Source organism: Enterococcus sp. DIV0175, assembly GCF_050529075.1.
Lineage (GTDB): Bacteria > Bacillota > Bacilli > Lactobacillales > Enterococcaceae > Enterococcus_B > Enterococcus_B thailandicus.
In genome coordinates, this window is record NZ_CP172880.1 from 1,522,001 (window position 1) to 1,547,593 (window position 25,593).

At 36.5% G+C, this 25,593-nt stretch carries 22 protein-coding genes and 1 pseudogene; 5 read left to right on the plus strand and 18 right to left on the minus strand.

All coding sequences use genetic code 11. From position 1 onward, the window contains the following. Positions 1–5 precede the first annotated feature (5 nt). The 4 genes from bglX to IGJ76_RS07165 form a co-directional block, all read right to left on the minus strand. Positions 6–2,156 carry a beta-glucosidase BglX gene (gene bglX, locus IGJ76_RS07150; protein WP_430596523.1) on the minus strand — a complete coding sequence of 717 codons (2,151 nt, stop codon included), beginning with the start codon at positions 2,154–2,156 and terminating at the stop codon, positions 6–8. Positions 2,157–2,168: 12 nt separating this feature from the next. Next, the gene (locus IGJ76_RS07155; RefSeq protein WP_067482185.1) at positions 2,169–2,999 is read right to left on the minus strand and encodes a carbohydrate ABC transporter permease; all 831 of its coding nucleotides are present in this window, start codon (positions 2,997–2,999) and stop codon (positions 2,169–2,171) included. 13 nt (positions 3,000–3,012) lie between these two features. After that, complete coding sequence (locus IGJ76_RS07160) at positions 3,013–3,906, minus strand: carbohydrate ABC transporter permease (protein ID WP_067482187.1); 894 nt, start codon at positions 3,904–3,906, stop codon at positions 3,013–3,015. A 138-nt stretch (positions 3,907–4,044) separates the two neighbouring features. Then, entirely contained in the window at positions 4,045–5,286 is a 1,242-nt protein-coding gene (locus tag IGJ76_RS07165; protein WP_067482189.1) for a sugar ABC transporter substrate-binding protein, read from the minus strand. 209 nt (positions 5,287–5,495) lie between these two features. Here IGJ76_RS07165 and IGJ76_RS07170 point away from each other — a divergent pair, with 209 nt between their 5' ends. Continuing rightward, a complete protein-coding gene (locus tag IGJ76_RS07170) occupies positions 5,496–7,118 on the plus strand; it encodes a glycoside hydrolase family 13 protein (RefSeq protein WP_430596524.1) in 1,623 nt (540 codons plus the stop codon). Positions 7,119–7,497: 379 nt separating this feature from the next. Next, positions 7,498–7,800, plus strand: a complete 303-nt coding sequence (locus IGJ76_RS07175) for a DUF5960 family protein (protein ID WP_067482193.1) — start codon at positions 7,498–7,500, stop codon at positions 7,798–7,800. 538 nt (positions 7,801–8,338) lie between these two features. Here the strand turns inward: IGJ76_RS07175 and bsh are convergent. Continuing rightward, complete coding sequence (bsh, locus tag IGJ76_RS07180; protein ID WP_067482195.1) at positions 8,339–9,313, minus strand: choloylglycine hydrolase; 975 nt, start codon at positions 9,311–9,313, stop codon at positions 8,339–8,341. A gap of 162 nt (positions 9,314–9,475) precedes the next feature. Between bsh and IGJ76_RS07185 the strand changes: the two genes are divergently transcribed. Then, entirely contained in the window at positions 9,476–9,733 is a 258-nt protein-coding gene (locus IGJ76_RS07185) for a hypothetical protein (protein WP_002295273.1), read from the plus strand. Positions 9,734–9,964: 231 nt separating this feature from the next. Here the strand turns inward: IGJ76_RS07185 and IGJ76_RS07190 are convergent, their stop codons facing one another. After that, positions 9,965–10,396, minus strand: coding sequence for a DUF4231 domain-containing protein (locus IGJ76_RS07190; RefSeq protein WP_172843727.1), 432 nt, complete (start codon positions 10,394–10,396; stop codon positions 9,965–9,967). Between the two features lie 250 nt (positions 10,397–10,646). Beyond that, a pseudogene (locus tag IGJ76_RS07195) lies at positions 10,647–10,799 on the minus strand (N-acetylmuramoyl-L-alanine amidase); the annotation flags it as partial. 81 nt (positions 10,800–10,880) lie between these two features. Between IGJ76_RS07195 and IGJ76_RS07200 the strand changes: the two are divergent. Continuing rightward, positions 10,881–11,807: a hypothetical protein gene (locus tag IGJ76_RS07200; RefSeq protein WP_067482199.1), complete on the plus strand. Its 927-nt coding sequence runs from the start codon at positions 10,881–10,883 to the stop codon at positions 11,805–11,807. 175 nt (positions 11,808–11,982) lie between these two features. On the opposite strand, the gene IGJ76_RS07205 is transcribed toward IGJ76_RS07200, so the two are convergent. From IGJ76_RS07205 to IGJ76_RS07255, 11 genes are all read right to left on the minus strand, one after another. Then, positions 11,983–13,167 carry an LCP family protein gene (locus tag IGJ76_RS07205; RefSeq protein ID WP_086270909.1) on the minus strand — a complete coding sequence of 395 codons (1,185 nt, stop codon included), beginning with the start codon at positions 13,165–13,167 and terminating at the stop codon, positions 11,983–11,985. A 214-nt stretch (positions 13,168–13,381) separates the two neighbouring features. After that, entirely contained in the window at positions 13,382–13,891 is a 510-nt protein-coding gene (locus IGJ76_RS07210; RefSeq protein WP_086270908.1) for a shikimate kinase, read from the minus strand. Continuing rightward, complete coding sequence (gene aroA / locus IGJ76_RS07215; protein WP_071868422.1) at positions 13,884–15,194, minus strand: 3-phosphoshikimate 1-carboxyvinyltransferase; 1,311 nt, start codon at positions 15,192–15,194, stop codon at positions 13,884–13,886. The genes IGJ76_RS07210 and aroA overlap by 8 nt, the downstream gene beginning before the upstream one ends. A 54-nt stretch (positions 15,195–15,248) precedes the next feature. After that, on the minus strand, positions 15,249–16,415 hold the full coding sequence (gene aroC, locus IGJ76_RS07220) for a chorismate synthase (RefSeq protein ID WP_270345416.1): 1,167 nt from the start codon (positions 16,413–16,415) through the stop codon (positions 15,249–15,251). 1 nt (position 16,416) lies between these two features. Then, positions 16,417–17,490, minus strand: coding sequence for a 3-dehydroquinate synthase (gene aroB, locus IGJ76_RS07225; RefSeq protein ID WP_071868424.1), 1,074 nt, complete (start codon positions 17,488–17,490; stop codon positions 16,417–16,419). A 25-nt stretch (positions 17,491–17,515) separates the two neighbouring features. Continuing rightward, the gene (gene aroF, locus IGJ76_RS07230) at positions 17,516–18,541 is read right to left on the minus strand and encodes a 3-deoxy-7-phosphoheptulonate synthase (RefSeq protein WP_067482211.1); all 1,026 of its coding nucleotides are present in this window, start codon (positions 18,539–18,541) and stop codon (positions 17,516–17,518) included. A 13-nt stretch (positions 18,542–18,554) separates the two neighbouring features. Then, positions 18,555–19,412 (minus strand): shikimate dehydrogenase, encoded by an 858-nt coding sequence (locus IGJ76_RS07235; RefSeq protein ID WP_270345414.1) that lies wholly within the window; start codon positions 19,410–19,412, stop codon positions 18,555–18,557. Positions 19,413–19,870: 458 nt separating this feature from the next. Beyond that, positions 19,871–20,641, minus strand: a complete 771-nt coding sequence (locus IGJ76_RS07240; protein WP_067482215.1) for an ABC transporter ATP-binding protein — start codon at positions 20,639–20,641, stop codon at positions 19,871–19,873. Next, on the minus strand, positions 20,642–21,526 hold the full coding sequence (locus IGJ76_RS07245) for an ABC transporter permease (protein ID WP_067482217.1): 885 nt from the start codon (positions 21,524–21,526) through the stop codon (positions 20,642–20,644). It lies immediately after the preceding gene. Then, on the minus strand, positions 21,523–22,572 hold the full coding sequence (gene trpX, locus IGJ76_RS07250; protein WP_086270906.1) for a tryptophan ABC transporter substrate-binding protein: 1,050 nt from the start codon (positions 22,570–22,572) through the stop codon (positions 21,523–21,525). The genes IGJ76_RS07245 and trpX overlap by 4 nt, the downstream gene beginning before the upstream one ends. Before the next feature lie 389 nt (positions 22,573–22,961). Then, positions 22,962–23,561: a hypothetical protein gene (locus tag IGJ76_RS07255; protein WP_075491476.1), complete on the minus strand. Its 600-nt coding sequence runs from the start codon at positions 23,559–23,561 to the stop codon at positions 22,962–22,964. A 251-nt stretch (positions 23,562–23,812) separates the two neighbouring features. Between IGJ76_RS07255 and efbA the strand changes: the two genes are divergently transcribed. Further along, the gene (efbA, locus tag IGJ76_RS07260; RefSeq protein ID WP_430596525.1) at positions 23,813–25,516 is read left to right on the plus strand and encodes a fibronectin-binding protein EfbA; all 1,704 of its coding nucleotides are present in this window, start codon (positions 23,813–23,815) and stop codon (positions 25,514–25,516) included. The last annotated feature ends 77 nt before the right edge of the window (positions 25,517–25,593 follow it).

A 25,593-nucleotide genomic window follows, 5' to 3' on the forward strand; every position in this document is an offset into this window, starting at 1 on the left:
CCTATCTATTTTTTTAAGTTGAAACGCACCGACGAAACTTCTCGGCTGTTTGGACCAATCATTGCTTCAAACTCACCTGCGTCACTGCTCATTTCTTGGTTACTGTGTACATATCGCAAAAGCGACTCATCAATCGAAAAAGCCACCGTTTTCTCTTCAAAAGGTGCCAAGTGAACTTTCTGGAATCCTTTTAGTTCTTTGACTGGTCGAACAACTTCACCGACTAAATCATGAATATAGAGCTGAACCGTTTCTTCACCCGCAAAAACTGATTGATTTTTGATCGTAACAGAAACAGTTATCTCCGTTGCTGGTGTCAATTCATCACTGGTTAAAGAAATTGCTGAGTAACGAAAATCGCTATAGCTGAGGCCAAAACCAAACGGATATTTTGCATAATTTGAAACATCTAGATATTTTGAAACATATTTTTCATCAGGTGTCGTCTCAAACGGACGACCAGTATTATCACAATTATAATAAATCGGTACTTGACCAACTGTTTCAGGAAAGGACATACTTAATCGTCCACTTGGATTATATTTCCCCCAAAGAATTTCTGCTAATGCTCTTCCACCTTCTGTCCCAGGAAACCATGCTTCAATGATTCCTTTTGCTTCATCAATTCCCTGTAAGTCTAATGGACGACCATTATACAAAGTAACAACAACTTGATCATTTATTTCCAAAACTTGTTGGAAAAATGCTAATTGCGCATCTGGTAAGCGAATATCACTGCGACTTGCGGCTTCTCCACTCATTTCTTCTAATTCACCTAATGCAATAACAACTTTATCTGCTTGTTCTGCTAACAATAAGGCTTCTTGAATCGCCTCAGTCGTTGGTTCTAAATAATCAAATACTTCGTTTCCAACTAACAATTTCTTGCTTAAACTAGCGGCACCTTCAACTAACGAAATTGCCTCTTCTGATTTCCCTTGCCAAGACCACGCACCTAAAATTTTCTTAGAAGCAGCAGCTGGGCCAATAATCGCGATGGTTTCTTCTTTTTTAAAAGGTAAGATATCATCATTTTTCAATAATACCATTGATTTTTTAGCAATCTCACACGCGACTTCTCGATGTTCATTGGATAGAACAATCTCTTTTTCTTTCACTGGATCTGCCCCACGGAATGGTTGTTCAAACAAGCCTAAATCATTTTTCAATTCTAAAATTCGAACGACAGCTTCATCTAATAATTCGACAGAGATCTGTCCTTCTTCAATCAACTCACTTAAATAATTGCTGTAGCAAGTCGTCATCATTTCAATATCTACTCCAGCTAGCAACGCTTGTTTAGCCGCTTCTTTTTCATCTTTGGCAACGCCGTGTGGAATCAGTTCTTTTACTGCACCCCAGTCAGAAATCACAACTCCTTGAAAATTAAGTTCTTTCCTGAGAACTTCTCTAAATAACCACTTATTCCCTGTTGCTGGAATACCATCTATGGTGTTAAAAGAAGTCATTACTAATTTAGCACCTGCTTCTAGTGCAGCCTGATACCCGGGAAGATAGCTTTCTCTCAATTGGCGTTCTGACATGTTCACCGTGTTATAATCACGACCAGCAATCGCTGCTCCATAAGCTGCAAAATGTTTGACACAAGCAGCCACTCTGAAGAAATCTTCTTTTAAATCTTCTCCTTGATATCCCTTCACAAAGCGCTCAGCAAACCGACTATTTAGAAAGGAATCTTCACCCGTTGATTCCATTACTCTGCCCCAGCGCGGATCTCGAACGAGGTCAACCATTGGTGAAAAAGTCACATGTAAGCCAGATACAGCGGCTTCTTTCGCTGAAATCTCTGCCATTTTTTCAGCAGCATCCAGATCCCATGAACTCCCTAACCCTAATGGAATCGGAAAAATCGTACGAAACCCGTGGATGATATCTGCCATCAAAATAGTAGGAATACCCAAACGGTTTTTTTCTAAATATTTTTTTTGGATTCGAATGGCTTCTTCTGCACCTGAAACCCCTAACGTTGTCCCTGCATTTGCAATGGTTGCTTCAGTTAAGCCTAAATCAGCCATTGGACCTGTTCGTTCTTCTGCGTTTTCCGAATAAAATTCTGCTGCTAATTGTAACAGCTGATCGATTTTTTCTTCTAGCGTCATTTTTTCAAGTAAATTCAGAATTTCTTGTTGTTTCATGCGTAAGCTCCTCTATTTATTACCAGACACATTGTACCCATCTAGAATATATTTTTGTAAAAACATAAAGATAATAATAATCGGTACGACCATAAAAGCAGATCCTGCCATTTGTAACGCATAGTTGTTTGCATATTGACCTTTTAATAACTGCAACCCAACTGATAACGTGTAATATTTTTCATCACTTGCCATAATCAACGGCCATAAGAATGAGTTCCAACCACCGATAAATGTGGCAATTCCTTGAACAGCCAATACTGGTTTAGAAATTGGCAAAATGATTCTCGTAAAAATAAACCATTCACTCGCACCATCCAAACGAGCAGCTTCTAATAACTCATTTGAGATTGCTGACATGAACTGTCGGAACAAGAAGATACCATATGCTCCAACCAAGCCTGGCAATACAATCCCCGGCATCGTATTAGTCAAGTTCATTGAATTCATAATCAAGTAAACGGGGATCATTGTCACTTGACCAGGAATCATCATCGTTGCTAATACTAAATAAAAAAGAGGTTCTCTTCCCTTAAATTTATATTTAGCAAAACCAAAACCTGCCATCGCATTAAAAATCATTCCTAAAAAAGAAAATGCGACAACAATCAGCGTATTTTTTAAGTACGTCGTAAAATCAAATGCATTGAACAATTCAATAAAATTATCTAAACTCGCTTTTTCTGGAAAAATTCTAGGTGGAAATTGCATGATTTCCATATCCGTTTTTAACGAGGATAATAGCATCCAAATAAACGGCAACATCCAGACTAGTGCGCCAATCGTTAGAACCAGACCCATAACAAATTTCACTCGTCGGTTACTTTGTAATTCTTTATTCATAACAGTCACACCTCTATAGTTGATTTTCAATATTGCGTTTTTGCATTCTAAATTGGAATAAAGTAACTAGGATAATTACCGCAAATAAAATAAATGACCCCGCAGCGGCATACCCAAATTTACTGAATTGGAACCCATTACGATAAATGAATAACGCAACTGAAGTCGTGCTATCTAATGGTCCACCATTCGTCATTACAAATGGTTCTTCAAAAAATTGAAGCCAGCCGATTAAAGTTGTCACCGTTACAAAGAAAGTTGAAAAACGTAAGGACGGAATCGTGATATAAAAAATCTGTGCTTTTTTTGAAGCTCCATCTAATGATGCTGCTTCATATAATTCTTTGGGGATTCCTTGGATTGCCGCTAAAAAGATTAACATATTTGTTCCAACAGCCCGCCAAACACCCAAGATAATCAAGGATATTTTTGCGATGGTTGGATCCGTTAGCCAAGGAACAGCTGGTAAATGAACTAAAGACAACAAATAGTTCAAGAAACCAAAACTTGGATTGTAAAGATAACTAAACACCACTGCAACGGCAACCACATTGGTAATTGCTGGTGTGTAAAAAATCATTCGAAAAGCTGAGAATAATTTATTTTTTCCAAAGTTAATCATTAACGCTAAGCCTAGCGACATGACAATGACTAACGGCACACCCAAAACAACATAAAAAATCGTATTTTGAATACTTTTTAAAAACACCGGGTCACTAATGATTTCTTGATAGTTATCGAATGAAACAAAATTGATTTTTGACCAATCTGCTAACCCTACCAAGCTCATATCAGTAAAACTAATAAAAAAAGCGACAAAAATCGGAATGATTGAAAAAAGTAAAAGCAAAAGAAGTGCAGGTGCAATAAATAAATAAGGTGCTTTAAGTGTTCGACTTTTTTTCACTTTCAGAACTTCCTTTCTAGAATGGTGAAAGCTAGCTTGATTGCTATTTGACAAGCAAACATTAAATTCTTTCGCCAATTTAATTGAATAAATCGGCCCGAGATAGCGACACGAGTTGCTGACCTCAGGCCCGATAAACTATTTATTTAATAAAGTTTCTGTTTCTTGATTGAATGAATCCATTTCTTTTTGAACATCTTGACCACCTAAATAGATTTGTTCAAAATGTTTCAAATAGTTTTGAGCGATTTCTTCAAATTGTGTGATTAATGGCATTGGTTCTGAATTAAGTAGTTGTTCATTGAAGACACTATAAATTGGATCATCTTTCAATTCAGGATTTTCCCAAGTCTTTTTAGCTGTTGGAAGTGCGTCTGTCAAATGCATCCACTCTAACTGATTGTCTGGCTGTGCCATAAAGTTAATAAATTTCGCCGCGTCATCTTTTTTCTCTGAATATTCAAAAATAGTTAAGTTTGATCCACCCATTGATGAGATATTGTTTTCTTTACCCGGTAACGGTGCGATTGCCCATTTTCCATCAATATCTGGAACAGTATCCTTCACCGTTTTTGCCATCCACGGTCCACTAATGAACATTGGAACCATCGCATCGCCTGAAAACGTTTGGCTGACATCTAAGCCAAGATCTTGCTTAGGCGCATAGCCTTTTTGGATAAAGTTGTTCAAGTAAGCAACACTGTCGACAAAAGGTGCTTGGTCAAATTCTGGTTGGTTATCTTTAATCAAAGGTGAACCATTTTGTCGTGCAAACATGAACCCTAATGTTTGTTCCTTGGAATCAATATTGATTCCATATTTATCATCTCCACGTGCTGCTAATTTTTTCGCAGCATCTTCTAATTCTTCCCAAGTTTTTGGTGGTTCTTTATATCCTACTGATTCTAAGATATCTGTTCGGTAAAACAAGACACGTGTTTCTGCCGCCCAAGGAATACCATAAGACTTCCCATCAAACTGTGTCGTTTCAACAGAACCTTCATAAAAGTTATCTGGATTCATCGCATCGTACTTATCAATGTAACTTGACATATCTGCTAATGCACCAGCTTCTTGAAATTCAGGCATCCAAGTCGTTCCCATCTGTAAAACATCTGGACCACTTTTTGAAGCCACAGCCGTTAGTAGTTTATCGTGTGCATTCGACCATGGGATAGATTGAATTTTCACTTCAATTCCAGTTTCATCTGTAAATTTATCAGTCATTTTTGATAACTGCTTTACTTCGTCCCCCATTCCCCAAATATTTAAAACTTCGCTATCTTTTGCTGAATTATTGCTTGAACCACACGCCGCCAATCCACCAAGTGCCATTACAGCTGTCAATCCTAATAAGCCAATTTTCTTCGATAGTTTCATTTTTTTACTCCTCCATTTTTTAGTGAAACGTTTCTACAGGGAGAAGTATACTAGCTTGCTTCTAATTTGTAAAGCGCTTTCTAAAATATTTTTTCGATAAAAAAGCATTGAAAGCTTGATTTTTTTGATTATAATGAAAGCTAAGTCAGGAACTTGTTTGAATTTTATCAAGCGATTCTTAGAAACGTTTCACCAGAAAGGAGTTTTTTATGAATAAAGACAATAAAGAGACTATACCTTGGTGGCAATCAGCGGTTTTTTATCAAATCTATCCAAAGAGTTTTCAAGACAGCAATCATGACGGGATTGGTGATATCAACGGTATTGTCTATCGCCTTCCCTACTTGCATCAACTGGGAATTGATGCGATTTGGCTATCACCGGTTTATTCCTCGCCTAACGTTGATAATGGTTATGATATTGACAACTATTATGCAATTTTAAATGAGTTTGGAACAATGGCGGATGTTGAACAGTTAATTACCAAAGCGAAGTCTTTTGGAATCCGAATCATTATGGATTTAGTTGTTAATCATACATCTGATCAACATTCTTGGTTTTTGGAAGCAGAAAAAGGAAATAAAAAATATCAGGATTATTATATTTGGCAAAAAGAACCACCCAATACTTTGCAGTCCTTTTTTGGCGGAACGGCCTGGACATTTAACGAAAAACAAAATCGGTATTATTTGCATTTATTTTCCAAACATCAACCAGATTTAAATTGGGAGAATCCCAATATGCGAAAAGAGATTTGGGAAATGATGCGCTTTTGGATTGATAAAGGGATCGGTGGCTTTCGATTAGATGTTATTGATTTGATTGGAAAGCAACCTGAAAAAGAAGTACTCGGTAACGGACCAAACTTACACACATACCTCCAAGAAATGTATCATGAAGTCTTAAAAGAAACTGACCTAGTGACTATTGGCGAAGCAGGAAGTGTGACTCCTGAAACTGCACCGTTATATACGGCACCAGAAAGAAACGAACTTTCAATGGTCTTTCAATTTCAACATATGGCATTAGATGAGCAAACTGGGCACTCAAAGTGGGCACTTAAAAAGTTAAGTGTTCCTGAACTAAAAAAGGTGCTTTCAAAATGGCAAACTGCCCTGCCTGAAAATGCTTGGAATAGTTTATTTTGGAGCAATCACGATCAGCCTCGCATTTTATCTCGTTGGGGAGACTTAAACTATCCATTAGAGAGCGGGAAAATGTTAGCAATCCTGCTTCATTTGATGCGTGGGACCCCATTTATTTATCAAGGTGAAGAAATCGGTATGACGAATTTTCCGATTCATTCCGCCAAGCAGATTCAAGATATCGAAAGTCTAAATTTTTATCATAGTCAACAAGAAGCGGGGATTGCGAAAGAAAAAATTTTTGAAGCGATCAATACCAAAGGTCGTGACAATGCACGTACACCTATGCAATGGGACGATTCGCTCTTTGGGGGATTCTCAACCGTTTCTCCTTGGTACCCAATCAATCCAAATCACGAACAAATCAATGTCGAAGCAAATTTGAATCATCCTAATTCGCTTTTCTTTACTTATCAAAAGCTGATTGCTTTACGAAAAAAATACCCACTTATTATTTGGGGAAACTATGAGTTATTAGATACTCCCCCTACAATTTTTGCCTATAAAAGAAATTACGAACACGAGACTTGGTTAGTCTGCGCAAATTTTTCAGATCAAAAGACTTTCTATTCTTTTTCTGAAAAACCAGAAATGACAATTATCAGTAATTACGATGCCACTTATTCAACACTTGACCAACTTAACTTACGTCCATACGAAACTTTTGTTGTAAAACTTACACCTTGACTACTCTGCTATTTTTCTATTTACGATTTTAGTAACTAGAAAAATAGCAGTTTTTATTTATAGCAAAATTATTTCAAAAGTAACCGCTAACTTAAATTTCATTTTGTCATTTTAATTTCCTGATTAATTCTTTAATTACTAGTTACAATATAGTAAACTTATTTAATAAGATGGTTATTTTAAGATTAACTTTAACTCAACTTGTTTATCACTAATACAAACTGGTACTTTTTCGCATAAAATCAAGGAAATATAACGTTTTTTATTTACGCAAAGATCGAACTAGAGCGCACTAGAAATAGTTTTTTGCCCCTTCCGTCTCAGAAAATCAACTTTACAATAAGAACGTTTGTTCGTATAATATTTTCGAGGTGATCTTATGTTTGCAATTGATGGAGTCTATCTGTGGTTCAACTATGACCCAACACATAAATTCGTTAAAGACTTGTACAAATTTTGGAGTACTGAAATCATATTTGAAGCTATCGAAGATAGATTGCTAATCAATTTATATTATAGTCAAAAAAAATACATTAAGATTTCGGCATCTAAGAGTAGAATTGGCAAGTCAATCTATTTTTTATTTAATGTTAAAACAGATGTCCCCGATGTTCGCCAAAAACATCGACGTTATGACTATATAAAGTATACTTTCGTTGATCCAGAAAGGTATATAGATTAAAATAAGTTACCTAAAAAGGACAAATACAAATTTTATTATCTTATTCATAGTAAGAAGATAATTTTAAGATTGCGAAATACGATACTATTTGTAATCTATAGTATCAGTCCTATAAAATAAACATCTAATTAATTACTCTAAATCCTAATTATAAGCCTTTTTTCTCACTTTTTTTCAAAAATATGGTATGCTTCTTAGTGAATTCAAATATAAAAGAGTTTAAAGCGTAAAACACTTATGGGGAAGTGGTTTGGGGTGCGCTTTAAACTCTTCTTTATTATTATCTCACAGCATGCTTAAAAGGTCTATAGATTAAATTATGTAAAAAAGTGCCTCTTTAAACGTCCTAAAATCCAAACAAGGATAGCATAATATACACTATCGTTGATCCAGAAAACAGGTAAATAAATTTTGCAAAAGCAATAAGTTAAAAACATTACAAAAAAGACAAGGATATCACATCAAGAAAAAATGTTTTGAAAATATCTTTGCCTTTTTGTATTATATCTATATTAAATAATCAATCACAACACATTAACTAATTTATATATTTAATTTGTTGTTTTTCTATAATTGGATAACTAATTAACTTATGACTATCTAAGTCTTCTTTATTCATATCAATTGCAGTAATTTGACTGTCTTCATATGTTCGATAATAATATATTCCTTTGTCAACATTGCAACAAGAAGAATAAATTGTATATTCATATTTTCCATCACCAACATCACACAAACCTTTTTGTTGTTCTACTGAACCTAAGATATGGAAAAATTGACTAATACTTTCTGACTCTGAATCTCCAGATACAGAATTCAGCTTCGTAAAAGTCGCTTTAACAAAACGAGATACTGAGGATAAATCTCCAGGCAAGCCTATCCCTCCCATACCGCGGCTATAGGCATTCAAACTTATTTGATTTGAAAAATTATTTTTAGGAGTTTCACTCGATAAGACACGATAATTGTTTAAATTAAATAATTGATAGTCAAATGAAGGATTATTGGTAAGAACGCCCACAGGGTTATCATATATATGAAGTCCATCTTTCATACTTTCAATGACAATTGATTTTTCTTTATCAGCTAATAGCCAATGTAAAGGGGATAAAGGAAGTTCATCACTATAATTTATATTTGCTAAATTGATATTTTTTAACAATTTTTTAGCTTCTCCTACTGTTGAGCATTGTCCTAAAATCCAAGGAATAAATTCAAAAGGAGATACATTGTCTTTCCCTTCTTGTATTTCTTTATAATCAGCATACCCAGAAAAATTTAGCCCAGCCATACTCAATCCTTTTTCATTTGTCGCATCGTAATAAAGAGGGTAGTCATCTATACCAGCGGCAATACCAATCATTGCATAATGAGTATCCAAATCATTTACCTTTCGAAAATTCAACTTATAATTTCTTGGAGTAACAGTGACTACTTCATTGTAAGATATTTCATAATCAAAATTCCTTCCAAAATAATGATCACTTGTTACATAAGTAATAGACGTACACATAGTTTATTCCTCCTAAATATTGTTCTGTCCACGTTCATTTTACTCCAAAGTTTTCCTCATTTCAAAAGAAAATCACAGAATACACGAAGAAGCGTTTCTATTTGTATAAACTATATCAAAGTTCTATACTTAAATTATCAAATAAAAAGGACGTGAAGATAAATGTCAAATTTAGAAAACAAAGAAGAAAAAGTTGTAAACAAAATTGTTTCTGTTGTCAATAAACTGGATAAAGAGTTAGACGAACTTGATACGTTATCTGAAAATCCAGAAAAAAAACATAACCTAAAAAAATGGTTAGTTGAACGAAAGGCTATTCATGAAATTAAAAAAGTTCTTCATGAAGCTGATAAATATGAAAAATATGATGAAAAAGAACTTGATAAAGAATTTAAAGAAATCAATGACTTATTACTATAATTGATTTATACGACTCATTTTTGAGTCGTCAGACTGCAAACAACACTCTAAATTTAGGAGTTTGTCTACAGTCTGAATAAATTTTAAATTTATTGTCCATAATGTTATTATGAATTTATAGCATTAAGAAAAGAGATAAGACTTTACATTTTTTTAGGAATGTAAAGTCTTATCTCTTTTCTTAATTGTACAATTAGTACTATCTGCACTACTTTATAATTAAATAAATTTTTAGTTATTAACTTGATTAAAATCAGAGATAATATCATTTAATTCAGTTTGAAGGGTTGTAACGATTAAATGGAAATTTTCTTCATCTGTTTTATTATATGGGGATGTTTTCGTTATATATAACAACTTTTCTTTTTCAATTTTCATTAATAACTCTGTCGAAGTCTGTACTTTATCTTGATAATTAAATGCAGACATCCCACTTTGTATAATTGTAATTATTGCTGAAGCAATTGAAACAATCAATAGTAAAGACCTGTGTTCGGAAGCCTGATCAATTAATATTGGGATACTAGCTGATAAGACTATTTTTATAATATTTCCGATAGCAATTACTCTATTATAAAATCGAATTTCTTTTTTTAATCTATCGATTGTAGAATCAATAGATTCGATAAACGCTTTTTGATCCATCATTTTCTCTCCAATCATTTTATTAAAATCATTAACAAAAATATTATAATAGGATTTAATTAAGTTCTAACTAATCACACATAAAAATAAAAAAACATTTGTATTTTATCAAAGTTTTATTATACTTGTCAATTTGTGTACATCCTAAAATATAAGCTATTTGTTTACTTCTGTAGAATATATACTTTGTTGTTAGATAAGTTGTACATGTTTATAGAATCTAAATAATAAATTTTTATGTACCGCCCCTCAAAGAGGGGGGAATTTTTTATCGTTGTGGAATATTTAAATACCAACGCTTGTCATGAAAATCTTGTGCTCCACCCTTAGTATTTCCTTCTGGATCGTTTGTCGCACGCATCATGACGTATACTTTCTTATTAGGGAAATCACGCATATTGAAAGATACATGATAGCCAACTTTAAATAACTTTTACACAACTATATGGCGACTATCGCTACCTGCCAATAAGTGGGAGCAAAAATTATCTAGGAGGAAAAAATGAAAAAGAAAAATGGGGTAACTTGGTTTCTTGCAGGGATTGGGATGGTTTTATTCTTTCAATCAATAATTAATATGGAGGCAACTGCCTCGATTACATTGGGTACCTTACTCTTTGCATTCGTTGGTTGGCAACTAAAACAAACACAAAGAGTTCAATACAAGAAATGGCTTTTGCCAATAATCTTTTCCCTTTCACTGATTCTTGGTGCCTGTGGAACTGGTTCGGCTATAACTACAGAAAGCACCAGTAGTTCGACCAACATAACCAAGTCATCAAAAACAAGTGAATCATCAACTAAAGATACTACTGAGATTTCAAAAGAAAAAGCTAAGAAAAAAGAACTAGAAAATTTAACAAAACAGGCACAACAAGAAGTTGAAAAAGCGGAAAAAGAACCAACCAGAGATCAACTAAACATTGCGTTGACAGCGATTGGAAAAATCCCTGGTGGAAGCAGTGCATTAACTGAACGAACAAATAAAGTTGAACAAACCATCGTTACTGCGGAAAAAAAGGCAGCAGAAGAAAAACGCGTCGCTGAGGAAAAGGCCGCTGAAGCCAAACGAATTGCTGAAGAACAGCGAGTCGCCGAAGAAAAAGCTGCGGCTGAAGCTAAACGTGTCGCTGAAGAGCAGGCTGCAGCTGAAGCTAAACGTGTTGCCGATGAGCAGGCTGCAGCTGAAGCTAAGCGGATCGCCGATGAACAAGCAGAACAAGCTAGAGTCGCTGCGGAACAAGCCGCCGCTGCGCAAGCTGCAGCCCAGCAAAATCAAAACCAACAAATGGTTTATATTGCTCCGGATTCTGGTCGAAAATATCACTATAATCCCAATTGTCGTGGGCTAAATAACGCAAATTCGGTTGTAAGTATTCCATTGTCCGAGGCACAAGGTTCGTATGGTTTATGCGGCTTTGAGGACTAGCAACGAAAATAAATTAAACCACGCATAAAATGCGTGGTTTTTTTACATGCTTTGCGAAAAAATGACTAAAGTCTCTAATAAAAAAATCCTAGGAATTTTTTCATCCTAGGATTTTTTAAATTGTTTCCATTATGAGCCTACCTGATAACAAAAATCACTCTTATCTTTACTCAAATTATTCATTCAAAAACGTGGTAATCGCATCTTGGTTCATTTGATTATCAATGACTAAGACACTTCCTGCATACTCACTGTTACCATAATCCCAAGAGCCGTCAACTGGTACGCTTAGTCGATCGATGCCAGTTGCACCACGAGCAATTGAAAGCAGATGAGTAGCTATAAATGTTGCGGTAACGTCTGTCGAAGTATACCCAATTGCTTTTCCAGCCGCATAAGGTGCTCGAAGTAAGTTAATTGGATTTTTTAGTTGACTGAAAATCGCATTCATCACCTGTTGCTGACGTCTAACACGACCAAAGTCCCCTTCCTCATCCATTCGAAAACGAGCATATTGCAATAAGACATGGCCATCCATTTTTTGGACCCCTTTCTTGATATCGACACCATCAAGATTCAGGTCTTTCTCAGCATCTAGCTTCACACCGAACATAAATAACGCATCAATTACTTTTTCAAACGACTGAAAATCAACTTTTGCGTAATACTGACACTCGATTCCAAAGTTTTCTGCTAACGTCTGCCGGACTAGCTCTGCACCGCCATAGGCATAAGCAGAATTGATTTTGTTTTGCCCGACACCAGGAATGTTAACAAAGCTATCACGCATAAAGGAAACGAGCTTCGGTTTGTGCGCTGGACCTCGTAGCTGCAAAACCATAATTGTGTCTGCCCGACCAGCGTCTTCTCCCCTTGTATCACTTCCCAAAATCAAAATGTTTTTTGCTCCGTTTTCTGACTGAACACCATTAAAGGTCTCAACTGGTGCATTAGCTAAACTACTGTCATGCTCAGCCATAAATTTTCCTACAAAAAAAGAAATACCTGAATAAAGTAGAATAAGAATGAAAAGACCAAAAAGTATTTTCTTCCCTGAACGTTTTTTTCGTCCTTTTGGTGGTGGCTGTGGTGATTTCTTTTTCCGAAAAAATTTCTTTTTCTCAGTTGTTTGCTGATTCAATTGCTCATATTCATTGTATTCATCAAATGGTCGATTCAATTGGTTGTTTGATGAATCAAAATCATTCGAAAATGACTGATTGTTTTGATTTTGTTCTACATGTTGATCTGATTCTCGCTGAATATCCTGTTTTCGTTGACGGCGAGCGAAGAGATTATCTGTATTGTTTTTTAAGGATTTCCCTTTGTTTTTTTTATTGTGACGGTCCATCCGACTCATCGCATTTCCTCCTAATTACCTAATGATAGTTCAAGGATACGTTACCTATCGATAAAAAGCATGCTACTTAAGTCCAATTTAATAAAAAATAACGATTTTTTATTTGAAATACTATTTTTTTCAGTCAATTTCGTAAAAAAGTAGGACAGAACAAACTTCTTGTTTTCCCCCACTCTTCTTTGCTAATTTACCAATAGTCATTCGAGATGCTTTCTTAACAGTGTGCTAAAATTTCTGTCACGATTTGTTGTGGCGATTTGTTCGTCGTCTCAATTTGAAACGTGGCTACTTCTTGATAAAATGCTTTTCTAGTCTGATATAGTTCTGAGAATTCAGCAACTGTCTTCTGTCGTGCCAAAGGTCTCACATTTTTTTCGTCATGAATGACTCTTTGATACAGCTCAGCAATTGATGCTTCTAAAAAAATAACATTTCCACCATTTTTTAGCAATGTTCGATTTCTTTGATTTAAAATAATGCCACCACCAGTAGAAATCACTTGTGCTTTTGAAACAGTCAATTGTTCTTGAAGCAGCTTTGTCTCAGCTTGACGAAAGTGTGATTCGCCATATTTTTCAAAATATTGTGTAATCGTAGTCGCATATTTCTGTTCGAACAATTCATCTAAATCGACTAAAGAAACAGCAAGTTTTTCTGCTAAGAGTGTGCCAATCGTGGTTTTTCCCGACCCCATAAAACCAACAAGTATAATCGAATTATTCATTTGATGTACCTTGGACTAATTTAGCTAAATCACCAAAGAACTGAGGATATGAAATGGCTACCGCTTCTGCTTCCGCTAGTTCTATTTCGCCAGTTTCGACTAACAAAGCAGCAATTTGTAACATCATACCAATCCGATGATCGTTATGGCTAGAAACTTGTTGTTTTTTTTGGAAAACTCGAAGTGGTGTTGGTCCCTCAATGATTAGCCCATCTTCTGTCGCTTGGATTTTTGCACCCAATTTTGTTAATTCTGTCGCCACTGCATCAATTCGATTGGTTTCTTTCACTTTTAATTCTTCGGCATCATAAATTCGGGTTGTTCCTTTTGCTTGGGTAGCAAGTAACGCAATCACAGGTAGTTCATCAATCAGTCGCGGAATGATTGCCCCTCCGATTTCGATGCCTTGAAGTTCAGATGTTTTCACCTGAATCGTTGCTGATTGGTTAACAGAATCTTCTTCCGTTAGCTTGATTTGACCATTCATCTGTTTAACTACATCTAAAATGCCAGTTCGAGTTGGGTTAATACCGACATTTTTTAGTGTAATTTCACTTTCTGGACACAACAAACCTGCAACAATAAAAAACGCAGCCGAAGAAATATCACCGGGAATGTTTACTTCACAGCCGGTTAATTTTTGTGGTCCAACAAGTGTGATTTCTTTTCCTGACTGCTGAATTCGCCCACCAAACTGTTGGATCATTTCTTCTGTATGATTTCTAGAAGGTGTTTTTTCAATAATTGTTGTCGTACCTTCTGCCTGTAAGCTTCCAAATAAAATAGCTGATTTTACTTGAGCACTTGCAACAGGCATTTCATATGTGATTGGTATTAATTGATTTGTTTGATCGATTTTCAGAGGTAACAAACCTTTCTCCGTCGCCCCAGTTATTCGAGCATTCATTTGAGTCAGCGGATCAATGATTCGGTTCATTGGTCGTTTGCTTAACGAAGCATCTCCAATTAACGTTGACGAGAAGGCCGCACCAGCTAAAATTCCTGAAACGAGCCGAACCGTTGTTCCTGAATTCCCACAATCTAGCGGACTACTACTTGGACGTAATCCTTCAATCCCTTTTCCATTGATACGAATAGTTTGGTCTATCTCCTCAGTGATCTCGACACCTAAGTTTCGGAATAGCTGTAACGTTGAAAGGCAGTCTTGTGCCCGCAAAAAATTATGAATAACAGTTTCTCCATAACTGATTGCACCAAACATAACACTTCGATGAGAAATTGATTTATCTGCAGGTACTTGTAAAGTGCCTCGGAGCTTCGTCTGATTTGTCAGTAATTTCATCTTTTGTCCCACTTCCTAACATAGCTGAAATAATAGCTAAACTATTTGTTGCCGTTAAAACTGAGCAATTCGATCGCGATACAAGTCAACAGCTTCTTTTAATTCCCCACAAGTGTCCGCAGAAAATTTTGTTAAAAATGCTTTAGCTATCTCTGTTGCCACGACGCTTTCGCAAATGACGCTTGCTGCAGGAACAGCTGTCGTGTCAGAACGTTCAACACTTGCACGGTATGCTTCTTTTGATTGGATATCAACACTTTGTAACGGACGATATAAAGTTGGAATTGGCTTCATTACTCCTTGTACGATAATCGTTTCACCATTGGTCATGCCGCCTTCGAAGCCACCTAAGTTATCAGACTGCCGAGTAAATCCACGCGTTTCATCCCAAGTGATTTCATCCATGACTTTTGATCCAGGCAAGTTTGCCATAGTAAAACCTAAGCCAAACTGGACACCTTTAAAAGCATTGATACTCATCACTGCTTGGGCGATTTTCGCATCTAGTTTTTCATCCCAATGGACATAGCTTCCCAACCCAGCTGGAACATTTGCTACTAGCACTTCGACTACGCCACCCAAAGTATCTCCCGCTTTTTTCGTCTGATCAATCAACTCTTTCATCGCAGCTTCAACTTTAGGATCAACTACACGTAATTCGGAATTTTCAGAGCGATGTTTGATTTCTTCTACTGTCAAGTTATCCGGTAGTTCACCTCTCAAACCTCCAAGGGCTAATACGTGCCCAGCAACCGAAACGTCCAGTTCCTTAAGCAATTGTTTACAAACGGCTCCAATCGCTACTCGTATTGCCGTTTCACGCGCGGATGATCGTTCCAAAACATTTCTTAAATCGCGGTGACCATACTTCATCCCCCCAACAAGATCTGCATGTCCTGGTCGAGGTCTAGTCACTTGTCGCAGGGGTGCATCTTTCTCAGAAACTTGTTCAGGCGACATCACAGTTTGCCAGTTTTTCCAGTCTTTATTCTCAATAACTAATGTTACTGGGGAACCTAGTGTATAGCCATGACGAACACCCGAAGTAATTTTTACTCGATCCTTTTCGATTTTCATTCTGCCACCACGACCATAACCGACCTGACGTCTTGCTAGTTCAAGATTGATTTCATCAACAGATAAGAAAAGACCTGCTGGCAATCCTTCGATAATCGCGGTTAATTCTAATCCATGCGATTCTCCGGCTGTCAAAAAGCGCATCTCATTTCTCCTCCTTCTTCAAATAATCCATTAATTCATTTAAGGGGGTCGGCAAAATAGTTGCTTCACCAATTTTATTGAGCACAATTAATTTCACTCTATTTCCTCGTGCTTTTTTATCGTGAGTGATAGCTTCAAATAATGCACGCTCTTGCCATTCAGTTGTTTCTTCAGGAAGTTCAAATTTCCGCACCATTTCACGTAAACTTTCCGTTGTTCCTGTTTCCGTTAAACCCTTTTTTTCCGCGACTTTGGTTAATTGAATCATTCCGATTGCAACAGCTTCTCCATGGGTAATCTTTCCATAACCGGCAGTTTTTTCAACAGCATGACCGATTGTATGGCCAAAATTAAGAATTAGTCGTTGCCCATTATCAAATTCATCTGCTTCAACTACTGTTTTTTTTATAGCTAAACACGCTTCAATTATTTGTTCAGATTGCTGAACTATTTCCTCTCGTCCATTTATATTCACTAAGGTTTCCCATAAATTTTTGTCAGCAATTGCAGCATATTTAATTACTTCTGCTAATCCTTCACTGACTCTTCTTGGTGTTAACGTAAGTAACGTATCCGGATCAATCAATACCCCTTCAGGTTGCCAAAATGCACCAATGATGTTTTTGGCATACGAGGTATTCACTGCTGTTTTTCCACCAATACTACTGTCTACTTGAGCAAGTAAAGTCGTCGGGATTTGTAAAAAATGAATACCACGCATAAACGTTGCTGCAACAAAACCTGCTAGATCACCAATTACGCCACCACCTAAAGCAATGATGCCATCACTTCTAGTAAATTGTTTTTCTGTTAGTAACTGAAACAACTTTTCTGCTTGCTGCAATGATTTGCTTGCTTCGCCCGGCTCAATCACAGCTTTGATTACCATGTAGCCTGCATTAGTTAATTGTTCACTCACTGTTTGAGCATAAAGTGAATCAACATTTTTATCAGTTATCAAACAAATTTTTTGTGGAGACCACAAAGCGTTCACCCATTGACCGATTCTCGATAATGCACCTTTTTCAATAATGATTTCATAAGAATGTTGTGGTAGCTCTACTTGAATACTCATGTTCACACCTGCATTTCCTTTGTCATTAGCTATTTAATTTACGAATTTCTTTCATTGCTTTTTCTAAAATATGCACTTCTTCCATCATCTTCAGATACGTTTTTTCATTCAAAGACTGCGGGCCATCTGACCAAGCATTAACCGGATCGGGGTGGATTTCAACAATCATGCCATCGGCACCTGCAGCAACACCAGCACGAGCCATCGGCGGAACCAAATCCCAAACTCCAGTCCCATGGCTTGGATCAACAATGATTGGGAAATGACTAAGCTTTTTAATCAAAGGAACGGCACTTAAATCAAACGTATTTCGAGTTGCCGTTTCATACGTTCGAATACCTCTTTCAATAAAAATAATCTGATTATTATTTTGAACAGCAATATATTCTGCAGCATTTAGCCATTCATTAATCGTTCCAGCAATCCCTCGTTTTAATCCAATTGGCATGCCTGTTTTTCCAACCGCTTCAAGTAAACGGAAATTTTGCATATTTCGTGCGCCAATTTGTAAAATATCACTATAATGTGCCACCATTTCAATGTGGGCTTCATCCATTACTTCAGTGATGACCTGCATATTAAGTTCGTCTGCCGCTTGGCGAATGTATTTCAATCCTTCTTCTTCCAACCCTTGGAAAGCATAAGGTGAAGTTCTTGGCTTGAATGCACCACCACGCAAGATTTTCGCACCACCAGCTTTAGCCATCCGAGCTGTTTCGCGAATTTGATCTAAGCCCTCAATGGAACATGGGCCCGCCATTGTGACAAACGAACCATCACCGATTTTGACGCCGTTAATATCCACAACTGTATCTTGTGGATGAAACTCACGCGAGGTTAGTTTGTACGTATTTGTAATACGAACAATTTCTTCTACTCCGTCGTATCGTTGAAAGGCAACATCCTGAATTTTTCTAGTATCACCAACTAAGCCAACGATTTGTTGCTCATTTCCACGATTCATTTGAACAGCTAAGCCTTCTTCTTTTACACGATTCACGACTTGTGAAATTTGTTCATCTGTTGCATTTTGTTTCATAATAATAATCATTTCTTTTTCCCCTTTATTCAAATAAATCTTTCATGATATCAAGTGGCATTTCGTGATTCGTCCATAAATGAAAAGCCGTTGCACCTTGATATAATAGCATACCTAAACCATTAAAGGCAGGCGCACCTATTTTTTCTGCCTCTTTTAGTAATTGTGTTTTTCTTGGTGAATAAATTAAATCAATCACAAATAAGTTTTCATGTAAAAAGGTAGCTTTTGCTAACGGCGATTGTCCTTCTTTTTTACCCATGCCAATATCTGTTGCATTCACTAATAGCTCACTCGTCTGCAAGTCACGTACGAGTTGTTCCTCATCTGCATAATCAACCACTCGTACGATTGAATCAGTCTGTTCTCCAATTTTTTCAAAGTCACGTTTCACCGTTAAAAATCGTTCATTTTTTCTTTTATATAAAACAACTTCTCTAGCACCTTCAAGAGCAGCCTGGACAGTGATTGCTTTAGCCGCACCACCAGCACCGAGAATAGTTATTTTTTTGTCTTTTATCTTAATTTTTGCGGTTTCTGCCATTGCTTTCACAAAACCAATACCATCTGTATTATAGCCGATCAGTTTCCCATTTTGATTCACGATCGTGTTGATTGCACCAATCAACTGTGCTTCTTGACTTAGTTCATCGACATAAGCGATAGCCGTCGTTTTGTTAGGCATTGACAAATTCACACCTAACATATCCAATGTGCGAATACTTTCAATTGCTCGTGCCAGATTTGTTTGATCTACTTCAAAAGCTAAATATACCGCATCAACACCACAAGCTTGAAACCCACGATTATGCATCCGTGGTGATAAACTATGTTCCGCTGGATTTGCAAAAAAACCTGCAAGTTTTGTTTTCCCAGAAATCACGCTTTGTCCTCCTTGATTGTCCAAAGTAATACTATTTTGTTTATTTATCTTGTCATGAAATATAAAAAAACCACCTAGTGTTTTCGTACTAAACAAAAAGTACAGTAAACGACTACGTGGCAAGATGTCTTGAACTATTCACAAAACGTAAAGCATCTCATGAAACTTATTTAATTTTCACTCAAAGTATAACCTCACGAAACGCCTAAACTGTCTTAGATTGTACTAAGTATAGGACGAATGAAAGGAGCTTGTCAATTCCTTTTTCATTCTACTTCGCCAGCTAAAAAGAGGTAAGGATAGATAGAAGTCCTTACCTCTTTCTTCTGATTGTATCCGATTCAATCAGAAGAAAACGTCCACAAGTTGTAGACACGACTCAATGTTGCGCAAACATTGGCGAAGACATTCGGAACACTCTGGCGTGGTTCTCAATACTACTCATTTTTTTACCTTTTTTAATCAAGAACTTCCTCAAAAAATTGTAACAAATCACTCATTGATAAGTTTTGTTTTTCTTGTGCATTCAAATCTTGAACAATTCGTCCCTTTTGTAAAACAATCAATCGGTTTCCATAATTTAATGCATCTTCCATTCGATGAGTAATCATCAAACAAGTTAATTTTTGTTCCGTGATTCGGCGGTTGGTTAGTTCCATTAATGATTTCGCTGTTTTAGGATCTAAAGCCGCTGTGTGTTCGTCTAACAGCAATAGTTCTGGTACTCGAATCGTTGCCATCAATAAACTTAGGGCTTGGCGCTGTCCGCCAGAAAGTTCACCTGCTGGCGTATCTAAATGTGTTTCCAATCCATTTCCGACTTCTTGACATAATTGGTAGAAAAATTCTTTTTGTTTTTTTAAATTTCTCAGGTGTAAAGGACGCTTTTGTCCACGTTTTTGTGCTAACAATAAATTTTCAGCAACAGTCATTCGTGGCGCTGTTCCCATTTTAGGATCTTGAAACACACGTGCCAGAAACGCTGCACGTTTTTCTTCGGAATCTTTCGTAATCACTCGATCTTTAAACAAAATACTGCCTTGAGAAAGTTGCAGTGTCCCCGCAATTGTATTGAATAGCGTGCTTTTACCTGCCCCATTTCCGCCTAAGACAGTAATAAAATCTCCTTCATTGATTGAGAGGTTGATATCTTCAAGTAAAACTTTATTTTCATTCAGTCCATTATTCACAACTTTTTTTCCATTTTGGATGGTTAAGATTGCTGTCATTTATTTTGCCTCCTTCTCAAAGCCCGTTTTTAGATTCAGCGCTTTTTTCACTTGCGGAATCATCAAACAAAACGCAAGAATGATTGCTGAAAATAGTTTCAAGTAAGTTGTATCAAAACCTAATTTAATAACGATCAAAATCAATAATTGATAAATAATACTACCAACAACAATAGCAATCAATCGTTCCGCCAATGTTAGCTCTTGAAAAATCACTTCGCCAATAATGATCGAAGCAAGACCTATAACGATTACACCAATTCCCTTATTTACATCTGCATAACCATCATTTTGAGCAATTAATGCACCAGAAAGAGCTATCACCCCATTTGATAACGTTAACCCCAAAATTTTCATTCGATCTGTTTTAATTCCCAAAGAACGTGCCATCGTTTCATTATCCCCTGTTGCAATGTATCCTTGACCTAAATCTGTATTGAAGAAAAACAACAGAATAGAAATAATCACACCTAACGCAATTAAACCTAACAAAACTGTATCAAAATAATTTGGTAGTTGAAGTCTTTGGAAACTATCTTGTAAAATGGGACGATTCAATAAAGAAAGGTTAGGTGTTTTCATCACATATAGAATCACTGAATTCAAACCAGACATTACTAGAATTCCAGCAAGGATAACGGGAATCTTTCCTTTTGTATAAAGCAAACCAGTTACCAAGCCGGCTACCATTCCTGCTCCTACTCCTAAAAGTGTAGCAAAAATCGGTGCTACCCCATTCGTAATCGCAGTCACACAAACGGCTGCACCCAACGGAAATGACCCTTCTGTTGTCATATCAGGAAAATCAAGAATTCGATAAGTCATAAAAATGCCCAAACCCAAAATGGCCCAAAGCATTCCTTGTGAAATAGATGAGACGATCATTTGTCTTCCTCCTTTGAACTTTCAGTTGATTTTGTTGACTCCTGTGTCACACTTTTAGCCTTTTCTTTTACCTCTTCAGGAATCGTGACACCTAAGCGAGCTGCTTGCTCTTGATTGATGATAATATCACCTTTATCAAAGGTATAAACAGGTGTCGTAGCTGCTTCATTTTTTCCTAGTGCAAGTTTTGCAGCCATTTTGCCACTTTGAACACCTAATTGGTATTGATTGATCCCAATTGTTGCCAGACCACCTTGTTCAACCATTGTATCAACTGATGGAATAACAGGAATTTGTTCTTTGTTTGCTTCCTTGATAACTGTTTGCATCGCATTGGCAATCGTGTTGTCCAAAGGAATATAGATTACATCAACAGATTGACTCATGACTTGAACTGTTTGTGCAATCTCATTTGTTGAAGGTACTGCATATTTTGTCACTGTCAAACCAGCTTCTTTTGCAGCAGCTTCCGCTTGCGCAACTTGATATTTAGAATTATCTTCCGATGATGCATAAAGAATTCCGATTCTTTTGGCTTGTGGTAGTAAGGTTGTAGCTAATTGGATTTGAGCACTGACAGGCGGCTGATCAGAAACACCGGTCACATTTTTTCCCGGCTTATCTAAGGACTCAACTAATCCTGCCCCAACTGGATCTGTTACAGCGCCTAGCACCACTGGAATCTCACTTGTAGTATTTGCTAATGCTTGTGCTGCAGGTGTTGCGATTCCAATCAGCGCCGCTGGGTTTGATTGAACAAGTTGTTGGCTCATCGTCGCTAATTTGCTTTGATCGGCTTGACCATTTTGAAAGTTTATTTTAAGATTTTTTCCTTCAACCAATCCTTCTTCTTTCAACCCATCCTTGATTCCGCGATAAATTTCATCTAATGCTGGATGACTGACATATTGTAAAACACCGATTTCTTTTACTTCCGTTGTTGCTGGAGCTGCACTTTTCGTCTCAGCCATTTTTTCGTAAACGAAACTACCAATCAAGTAGATTCCCAGTAGCGCTACGACCGCTATCAATCGTTTATTTTTCATTTTTCCTCCTGTTAATAACTAGTTATTTTTGCTATGAACGATAACAATGTTTTAATAAATTGTTTTATATTAAGCAAACCCAACAAAAAAGGACAATTCCTTTTACGGTATTGTCCTTAGTGCACAAAAAACCGCATAGAAGTCTCTATGCAGTAGTCAAATTTCTTGTCTAGCATAGATACAAACTTTAGATTGTTCTCTAAAAAGTCGTATCTATGGGAAAGTTCGCCATCAATACAACTCATCTACGCCAGTTATGCCATGCTTTATTGTTTCCTAGTAAAGTTTGGTTTGATAAGTTCATTGTGGTTCACCCTTTCGTCAAATAATTGATTTAAGTCTAATCGAATTTTTTTTATTCGTCAATAGAAATATTTGCATTGTGCAAATTATTGTGTTGAGTCTGTTGTCATTTCAAGTTCAAGTTTTTTAATATTTGCTAATGGAAGGCGATTCAACTCCGGTACTAATTCTTTTGAAACATCCGTGATTCCTTCCTTACCGATAACGACTCGGTTCGTCTCCTTACCGCCATCAAAAAAAATAAATGTGATTTGTTCCCTGTTGATCCCGTACTCTTTTTCTTCCTCAGCAACGTCATAAATGAGAGGATAAAAATAAATTTGACGATTCAACTCTTCCATTTTCTTTGAATCATTAAAAATAGACAAGACTTGTTCATAGGTTTCACCTTTTGGCACGCAAAACATGACTGATATCGCTTTGCTATCAGCAATTGTTTGCTTGGCATTACTGTAATCAAACCCTTTGACTTTATCAGAGGTGATCGTTGAATACACCAAACTATCTACTTGATCTGCTTTGATTTTTTCAGGTAAAAAAATCATTGAGCCTGCTAACAACAGTGATAAAAAAAGTAAGCCACCTGCACGCCAAAAATATTTGATTGGATTTTCAGCAAACGCGTCACCAAATTGCGTCCAGCTTTCTTGGATTTTTTCTTTTATTTCTCCCCAAATAATAAACACCTCGCTTTTTCCTCCGATGTTGTTTGTTCATTTTCTTTATTATACCTATAAATTAGCACTTTGACGAAAAAAATTGCGTCTCCCTCAGAAATTTTTACTATTTATGCAAAATATAGATTCTTTTCACTGATGAATCACTAGAAACTTGTACGTAAATAGACTAGCGCTTTACTGGCATTACGCCACTATTGGTTTTTATACTTGTTTTTCGTTATAATGAAACTAATTACGAAAAGAAAAGAGGAAGCATTATGTCCTTTGACGGTGTTTTTACCCACGCAATGGTTAGTGAGTTGCGTGATACCTTATTATCTGGTCGAATTTCCAAAATTCACCAACCTTATGAAAATGAAATTATTTTAGTTATTCGCTCGCGCGGAGCCAATCATCGTTTGTTATTATCCGCTCATCCTAGCTATGCGCGAATTCAGATTACGCAAATTGATTATCAGAATCCTGACACCCCCCCTAACTTTGTAATGATGCTAAGAAAACATCTGGATGGTGCTTTGTTAGAAAAAATCGAACAAGTTGAAAATGACCGTGTCATTCATTTTCATTTTATAAAACGAGATGAGCTGGGCGACTTACAAAATATTGTTTTGATTGTTGAACTGATGGGTCGTCATAGCACAATTGTACTGGTCAATCGGGAAAGCGGAAAAATCTTAGATGCAATCAAACACATCGGAAGCTCTCAAAATACTTATCGGTCGCTGATTCCTGGTGTTACGTATGTTGCTCCACCAAAACAAGAACAATTAAATCCATTTTCAGCAGAAAAAGAAAAAATCTTTCAACGTCTTTCCCAATTAGAACTGACACCAAAAATTTTACAGCAAAATTTCCAAGGTCTTGGTTTTGATACAGCACAAGAATTAACAAGTCGCTTGACAGAACAACCTAATGAAAAAATGGCTGTTTGGGAAAACTTTTTCCATGAGTTGAATGATAAACTTTCCCCTACGCTTTATGAAGCAAAAAATAAAGACTTCTTTACCCCCATTTCCTATCAATCAATTGCAAAAACTGCTGATCAAATAACAAACTACTCAACCTTGAGCACGTTGCTTGACGGTTTTTATCATGACAAAGCAGAGAAAGACCGTGCCAAACAGCAAGGTAGCGAATTGATTCGAAAAATGGAAAACGAGCGTAAACGAAATCAAAATAAATTAAAAAAACGAGAACAAACACTAAAAGATTCTGAAAATGCTGAAGATTTTCGTCGCAATGGTGAACTGTTGACCACTTTTATGACTCAAGTCCCACGTGGCGCAACAGAAGTCACGTTACCGAATTACTACGAAGCAGATCAACCTCTGACCATTAAGCTTGATCCTGCATTAACACCTAACCAAAACGCACAGAAGTATTTCCACCGTTATCAAAAGCTAAAGAATGCCGTTAAACTAATTGGCCAACAAATCCAAGAAGCCAAAGACGAAATTCAGTATCTCGATTCTGTCTTAGCTCAACTTGAAATTGCAGGTCCAATGGATATTGAAGCAATCAAAGAAGAATTAACTGATCAAGGGTACTTTAAAAAGAAATCTGCTAAAAAACAAAAGAAAAAGAAACCTTCTCAACCAGATGTTTACTTTGCTGAAGACGGTACTCAAATTCTGGTAGGAAAAAATAATTTACAAAATGATTTACTAACAATGAGAACTGCTAAAAAATCAGATTACTGGCTCCATGCAAAAAACATCCCAGGTTCACACGTGATTATCAAAAGTAACGAGCCATCTGATGAGACGATTACTCAAGCAGCAGAATTAGCTGCTTACTTCTCAAAATATCGTCATTCAGCGCAAGTTCCTGTAGATTTGGTTCAAGTAAAACATATTCGTAAACCAAATGGCTCCAAACCTGGATTCGTTATTTATGAAAATCAGAAAACGATTATCGTGACCCCTGTTGAAGAAATAATTTTACAAATGAAAAAACAATAAGAGTTAATCAATCATTGTCATGTCTTTAACCGATTCATGATAATTGCGAAAAAAACAATTTTTTCAAAACAAAAAAG

Bases quoted from the DNA above. Each gene is read 5' to 3' on its own strand.
- bsh (WP_067482195.1), bottom strand. From the start codon at position 9,313: ATGTGTACGTCTATTACTTATGTAACAAGTGATCATTATTTTGGAAGG.
- IGJ76_RS07170 (WP_430596524.1), top strand. From the start codon at position 5,496: ATGAATAAAGACAATAAAGAGACTATACCTTGGTGGCAATCAGCGGTT.
- IGJ76_RS07175 (WP_067482193.1), top strand. From the start codon at position 7,498: ATGTTTGCAATTGATGGAGTCTATCTGTGGTTCAACTATGACCCAACA.
- IGJ76_RS07165 (WP_067482189.1), bottom strand. From the start codon at position 5,286: ATGAAACTATCGAAGAAAATTGGCTTATTAGGATTGACAGCTGTAATG.
- bglX (WP_430596523.1), bottom strand. From the start codon at position 2,156: ATGAAACAACAAGAAATTCTGAATTTACTTGAAAAAATGACGCTAGAA.
- aroF (WP_067482211.1), bottom strand. From the start codon at position 18,541: ATGATTATTATTATGAAACAAAATGCAACAGATGAACAAATTTCACAA.
- IGJ76_RS07155 (WP_067482185.1), bottom strand. From the start codon at position 2,999: ATGAATAAAGAATTACAAAGTAACCGACGAGTGAAATTTGTTATGGGT.
- aroC (WP_270345416.1), bottom strand. From the start codon at position 16,415: ATGCGCTTTTTGACAGCCGGAGAATCGCATGGATTAGAATTAACCGCG.
- IGJ76_RS07190 (WP_172843727.1), bottom strand. From the start codon at position 10,396: ATGATTGGAGAGAAAATGATGGATCAAAAAGCGTTTATCGAATCTATT.
- IGJ76_RS07200 (WP_067482199.1), top strand. From the start codon at position 10,881: ATGAAAAAGAAAAATGGGGTAACTTGGTTTCTTGCAGGGATTGGGATG.
- efbA (WP_430596525.1), top strand. From the start codon at position 23,813: ATGTCCTTTGACGGTGTTTTTACCCACGCAATGGTTAGTGAGTTGCGT.
- IGJ76_RS07185 (WP_002295273.1), top strand. From the start codon at position 9,476: ATGTCAAATTTAGAAAACAAAGAAGAAAAAGTTGTAAACAAAATTGTT.
- aroB (WP_071868424.1), bottom strand. From the start codon at position 17,490: ATGAGTATTCAAGTAGAGCTACCACAACATTCTTATGAAATCATTATT.
- trpX (WP_086270906.1), bottom strand. From the start codon at position 22,572: ATGAAAAATAAACGATTGATAGCGGTCGTAGCGCTACTGGGAATCTAC.
- IGJ76_RS07210 (WP_086270908.1), bottom strand. From the start codon at position 13,891: ATGAATAATTCGATTATACTTGTTGGTTTTATGGGGTCGGGAAAAACC.
- IGJ76_RS07240 (WP_067482215.1), bottom strand. From the start codon at position 20,641: ATGACAGCAATCTTAACCATCCAAAATGGAAAAAAAGTTGTGAATAAT.
- IGJ76_RS07205 (WP_086270909.1), bottom strand. From the start codon at position 13,167: ATGAGTCGGATGGACCGTCACAATAAAAAAAACAAAGGGAAATCCTTA.
- aroA (WP_071868422.1), bottom strand. From the start codon at position 15,194: ATGAAATTACTGACAAATCAGACGAAGCTCCGAGGCACTTTACAAGTA.
- IGJ76_RS07245 (WP_067482217.1), bottom strand. From the start codon at position 21,526: ATGATCGTCTCATCTATTTCACAAGGAATGCTTTGGGCCATTTTGGGT.